The 5,202-nt window shown below is 47.2% G+C and carries 3 tRNA genes and 2 rRNA genes; all 5 read left to right on the top strand.

Annotated features, from left to right (window positions below):
* Positions 1-86: 86 nt before the first annotated feature.
* The 5 genes from MQX03_RS20385 to MQX03_RS20405 all read left to right on the top strand — a co-directional run bounded on the left by MQX03_RS20385 (position 87) and on the right by MQX03_RS20405 (position 5,180).
* Positions 87-1,603 (top strand): 16S ribosomal RNA (locus MQX03_RS20385).
* Positions 1,604-1,835: 232 nt separating this feature from the next.
* A tRNA-Ile gene (locus MQX03_RS20390) sits at positions 1,836-1,909 on the top strand.
* An 86-nt stretch (positions 1,910-1,995) separates the two neighbouring features.
* Positions 1,996-2,069: transfer RNA gene (locus MQX03_RS20395), tRNA-Ala, on the top strand.
* Positions 2,070-2,140: 71 nt separating this feature from the next.
* A tRNA-OTHER gene (locus tag MQX03_RS20400) sits at positions 2,141-2,213 on the top strand.
* Between the two features lie 207 nt (positions 2,214-2,420).
* Positions 2,421-5,180, top strand: a 23S ribosomal RNA gene (locus MQX03_RS20405).
* Together the 16S and 23S rRNA genes with 3 tRNA genes alongside form the textbook arrangement of a ribosomal RNA operon.
* Positions 5,181-5,202 lie beyond the last annotated feature (22 nt).

A 5,202-nucleotide genomic window follows, 5' to 3' on the forward strand; every position in this document is an offset into this window, starting at 1 on the left:
AAGAGAAGAGATCATTGAAAAATAGATATAACAACCAAGTAAGGAAAAACTAAAGCGTCAAAACTTTGAGTGAGTCAGACAAACATACAATGGAGAGTTTGATCCTGGCTCAGGATGAACGCTAGCGGGAGGCCTAACACATGCAAGCCGAGCGGTAGAAGATCTTCGGATCTTTGAGAGCGGCGCACGGGTGCGGAACACGTGTGCAACCTACCTTTATCAGGGGGATAGCCTTTCGAAAGGAAGATTAATACCCCATAATATATTGAATGGCATCATTTAATATTGAAAACTCCGGTGGATAGAGATGGGCACGCGCAAGATTAGATAGTTGGTGAGGTAACGGCTCACCAAGTCAATGATCTTTAGGGGGCCTGAGAGGGTGATCCCCCACACTGGTACTGAGACACGGACCAGACTCCTACGGGAGGCAGCAGTGAGGAATATTGGACAATGGGTGAGAGCCTGATCCAGCCATCCCGCGTGAAGGACGACGGCCCTATGGGTTGTAAACTTCTTTTGTATAGGGATAAACCTTTCCACGTGTGGAAAGCTGAAGGTACTATACGAATAAGCACCGGCTAACTCCGTGCCAGCAGCCGCGGTAATACGGAGGGTGCAAGCGTTATCCGGATTTATTGGGTTTAAAGGGTCCGTAGGCGGACTCGTAAGTCAGTGGTGAAATCTCATAGCTTAACTATGAAACTGCCATTGATACTGCGGGTCTTGAGTAAGGTAGAGGTAGCTGGAATAAGTAGTGTAGCGGTGAAATGCATAGATATTACTTAGAACACCAATTGCGAAGGCAGGTTACCATGTCTTAACTGACGCTGATGGACGAAAGCGTGGGGAGCGAACAGGATTAGATACCCTGGTAGTCCACGCCGTAAACGATGCTAACTCGTTTTTGGGTCTTCGGATTCAGAGACTAAGCGAAAGTGATAAGTTAGCCACCTGGGGAGTACGAACGCAAGTTTGAAACTCAAAGGAATTGACGGGGGCCCGCACAAGCGGTGGATTATGTGGTTTAATTCGATGATACGCGAGGAACCTTACCAAGGCTTAAATGGGAATTGATCGGTTTAGAAATAGACCTTCCTTCGGGCAATTTTCAAGGTGCTGCATGGTTGTCGTCAGCTCGTGCCGTGAGGTGTTAGGTTAAGTCCTGCAACGAGCGCAACCCCTGTCACTAGTTGCTAACATTCAGTTGAGGACTCTAGTGAGACTGCCTACGCAAGTAGAGAGGAAGGTGGGGATGACGTCAAATCATCACGGCCCTTACGCCTTGGGCCACACACGTAATACAATGGCCGGTACAGAGGGCAGCTACACAGCGATGTGATGCAAATCTCGAAAGCCGGTCTCAGTTCGGATTGGAGTCTGCAACTCGACTCTATGAAGCTGGAATCGCTAGTAATCGCGCATCAGCCATGGCGCGGTGAATACGTTCCCGGGCCTTGTACACACCGCCCGTCAAGCCATGGAAGTCTGGGGTACCTGAAGTCGGTGACCGTAACAGGAGCTGCCTAGGGTAAAACAGGTAACTAGGGCTAAGTCGTAACAAGGTAGCCGTACCGGAAGGTGCGGCTGGAACATCTCATTTTAGAGCGTCTTTAGACGTTAAACAAATAAAGATACTTAAATGTATCATGTACTTACTTTAAGAAAACGTTTTAGTTTTTTACTCGGTTGCTTATATTATAAAAATACAAAACCCACTAGAAATTAGTATCAGGGAAAGAGAGATTTTAGTTACAGAAGTTAGAGGTTAGATAATTAGAAGTTAGTTTTAAAGCTAACAACTAAAAACCGACAACCGACAACTAAAAACATGAAGTCTCGTAGCTCAGCTGGTTAGAGCGCTACACTGATAATGTAGAGGTCGGCAGTTCGAGCCTGCCCGAGACTACTAATTGAATTAGAGGTTAGAAGTTAGTCATTAGAAGTTAGTTTTACAACTGACAACTAAAAGCCGACAACTGACAACTACTAGAGGGGGAATTAGCTCAGCTGGCTAGAGCGCCTGCCTTGCACGCAGGAGGTCAAGGGTTCGACTCCCTTATTCTCCACAATTACTGAAAAGTAATAAAACAGTTACAGAGATGTAACAAGAATAGAAGTTATTTAAAAAGAAAACAAAGGATTTTAGCCGATAGGGGCTAGAGCGTCCCGATTCATCGGGAAGGTCAAGGGTTCGACTCCCTTATTCTCCACAGTTTTGTGCGTTTGATTTAAAAGTACAATGGATAGAGCCAAAACAAATATCCATTTATCAGACAAGCAGAAAGAATTAAGATCATTGACATTAACGGTAAAAATATCACAAAGAGAAAACCGAGCGCAATTAAGCGTTTGAGTTTACAAAATAGTTTATCATAGCGATATGATAGACAACAATACTGAACTAATTAATAATTAGGAAAGAAATCGTTAAGGGCGTATGGCGGATGCCTAGGCTTTCAGAGGCGAAGAAGGACGCGGTAAGCTGCGAAAAGCTGCGGGGATCGGCACACACGAATTGATCCGCAGATGTCCGAATGGGGCAACCCGGCATGTTGAAGACATGTCACCTCGTAAGAGGAGCAAACCAGGAGAACTGAAACATCTAAGTACCCTGAGGAAAAGAAATCGAAGAGATTCCGTAAGTAGTGGCGAGCGAACGCGGATTAGCCCAAAAGTCTTTATATATTTAATAGAATGTTCTGGAAAGAACAGCCATAGAGGGTGATAGCCCCGTACATGAAAGGTATATTTAGATGATAAATGAGTAGGGCGGGACACGTGAAATCCTGTCTGAATATGGGGGGACCATCCTCCAAGGCTAAATACTCCTGAAAGACCGATAGTGAACAAGTACTGTGAAGGAAAGGTGAAAAGCACTTCGAATAGAAGGGTGAAATAGAACCTGAAACCGTACGCCTACAAGCGGTCGGAGCCCACAAGTTGGGTGACGGCGTGCCTTTTGCATAATGAGCCTACGAGTTAATGTTACTAGCGAGGTTAAGTACTTCAGGTACGGAGCCGGAGCGAAAGCGAGTCTGAATAGGGCGCTTAGTTAGTAGTATTAGACGCGAAACCTTGTGATCTACCCATGGGCAGGTTGAAGCTTTGGTAACACAAAGTGGAGGACCGAACCGGTTGACGTTGAAAAGTCTTCGGATGACCTGTGGGTAGGGGTGAAAGGCCAATCAAACTGGGAGATAGCTCGTACTCCCCGAAATGCATTTAGGTGCAGCGTCGTGTATAAGTTTATTAGAGGTAGAGCTACTGATTGGATGCGGGGGAGTCAAATCCTACCAATTCCTGACAAACTCCGAATGCTAATAAATGTTCCACGGCAGTGAGGGCGCGGGTGCTAAGGTCCGTGTCCGAGAGGGAAAGAACCCAGACCAACAGCTAAGGTCCCCAAATCTCTATTAAGTTGAAGCAACGCGGTTGGACTGCATTGACAGCTAGGATGTTGGCTTGGAAGCAGCCATTCATTTAAAGAGTGCGTAACAGCTCACTAGTCGAGCGGTCCGGCATGGATAATAATCGGGCATAAATAGAGTACCGAAGCTATGGATTTACAACTTAGGGTTGTATCTGGTAGGGGAGCATTCTGTTTGCACAGAAGCTGAGTCGTGAGGCTTGGTGGAGCGGACAGAAAAGAAAATGTAGGCATAAGTAACGATAAAGCGGGCGAGAAACCCGCTCACCGAAAGACTAAGGTTTCCTCAGCCATGCTAATCAGCTGAGGGTTAGTCGGGACCTAACGCGAACCCGAAAGGGGTAGTGGATGGACAATGGGTTAATATTCCCATACTTGCTCACACTAAAAAGGGGACGGAGTGCCGTACTTACTGGAGACTGACGGAATAGTCAAGACCTAGCCTTCGGGCGAAGTTGCTGTAAGGAAAGTGCTTCCAAGAAAAGCCGAAGTGAAGCAACCCGTACCAAAACCGACACAGGTAGTCGAGGAGAGAATCCTAAGGTGCTAGAGTGAATCATGGTTAAGGAACTAGGCAAAATAGTCTCGTAACTTCGGAAGAAGAGACGCCAGCAGCAATGCTGGCCGCAGTGAAGAGGCCCAGGCGACTGTTTATCAAAAACACAGGACTCTGCTAAATCGAAAGATGCTGTATAGGGTCTGACACCTGCCCGGTGCTGGAAGGTTAAGGAAGGGCGTTAGCAGCAATGCGAAGCGTTTGACTGAAGCCCCAGTAAACGGCGGCCGTAACTATAACGGTCCTAAGGTAGCGAAATTCCTTGTCGGGTAAGTTCCGACCTGCACGAATGGTGTAACGATCTGGGCACTGTCTCAACCATGAGCTCTGTGAAATTGTAGTAACGGTGAAGATGCCGTTTACCCGCAATGGGACGAAAAGACCCTGTGAACCTTTACTATAACTTCGTATTGACTTTGAGTAAGTAATGTGTAGGATAGGTGGGAGACTTTGAAGCAGGCACGCTAGTGTTTGTGGAGTCAACGTTGAAATACCACCCTTTACTTACTTGGAGCCTAACTTCTTTTAGAAGGACACTGCGTGGTGGGTAGTTTGACTGGGGTGGTCGCCTCCAAAAGAGTAACGGAGGCTTTCAAAGGTACCCTCAGCACGCTTGGTAACCGTGCGTAGAGTGTAATGGCATAAGGGTGCTTGACTGTGAGACCTACAAGTCGATCAGGTGCGAAAGCAGGACATAGTGATCCGGTGGTTCCGTATGGAAGGGCCATCGCTCATAGGATAAAAGGTACTCCGGGGATAACAGGCTAGTCTCCCCCAAGAGCTCACATCGACGGGGAGGTTCGGCACCTCGATGTCGGCTCGTCACATCCTGGGGCTGGAGAAGGTCCCAAGGGTTGGGCTGTTCGCCCATTAAAGTGGCACGCGAGCTGGGTTCAGAACGTCGTGAGACAGTTCGGTCTCTATCTATTGCGGGCGTTAGATGTTTGAGAGGGCTTGATTCTAGTACGAGAGGACCGAATTGAACAAACCTCTGGTGTATCAGTTGTTCCGCCAGGAGCACCGCTGAGTAGCTACGTTTGGAAGAGATAAGCACTGAAAGCATATAAGTGCGAAACTCGCCTCAAGATGAGACATCTTTTAAGGGTCGTTGGAGATGACGACGTTGATAGGCTACAGGTGTAAAGTTGGTAACAGCATAGCCGAGTAGTACTAATTACCCGTAGATTTATAGCCTAATTGGCAACGCTTAATTGCG

It is taken from the genome of Chryseobacterium aahli (assembly GCF_022699665.1).
GTDB lineage: Bacteria > Bacteroidota > Bacteroidia > Flavobacteriales > Weeksellaceae > Chryseobacterium > Chryseobacterium aahli.